Genomic DNA, 503 nt, shown 5'->3' with positions numbered 1-503 from the left:
CCGCGATGTTTTCCTGGGTCCAGACAAGGCCTTCCTCACCTGCGCGGATCATGTCATCTGTGAACATGCCGATGGGCAGACGTTCACTGCCATAGCGGTAGTCGTTTTCGGATCCGGCAACACGTCCGATGACGCCATAGAGATTTGGCCCGGTGATTCCACCTTTCACCAGAACCTCGCCATCCTTGATGATGGCATGGCAGGATGAGCATCGATTGTAGAGTTGTTCGCCTTTTGCCGGGTCACCCGTGGCAGCAGCCTGGGTGGACAGAGCTATTGTGAAGAAGGTGGCGATAATAAAAGTGTTCTTTGGCATTTGGGTGAGGCTCCTGAGGGGAGTTCGCGCTTATTCGCGCTCTCGGGCATTCCTCAAACAAGTGCAACAGAAATCAGTCGCTACCATGTGGAGTAAAATATTCATTTAAAATTAATTATTTAATATGCAACACTTCGCCTTAAAGTAGAGGCAGGGTCGCCGTATTTTGGTCATAATTTCAGTCGGA

General features: G+C 50.1%; 1 protein-coding gene. It reads right to left on the bottom strand.

All coding sequences use genetic code 11. The annotated features are described in order from the left end of the window. Positions 1-316: c-type cytochrome (locus ACR0LL_RS21385; protein WP_480589356.1), on the bottom strand; the 316-nt coding region annotated here is incomplete at its 3' end. Between the last annotated feature and the right edge of the window lie 187 nt (positions 317-503).

The sequence above is a fragment of the Ruegeria sp. AI2 genome, from assembly GCF_056541275.1.
The sequence above is the reverse complement of the archived record's forward strand: the minus strand, read 5'-3'. Positions and strand labels throughout refer to the sequence as shown.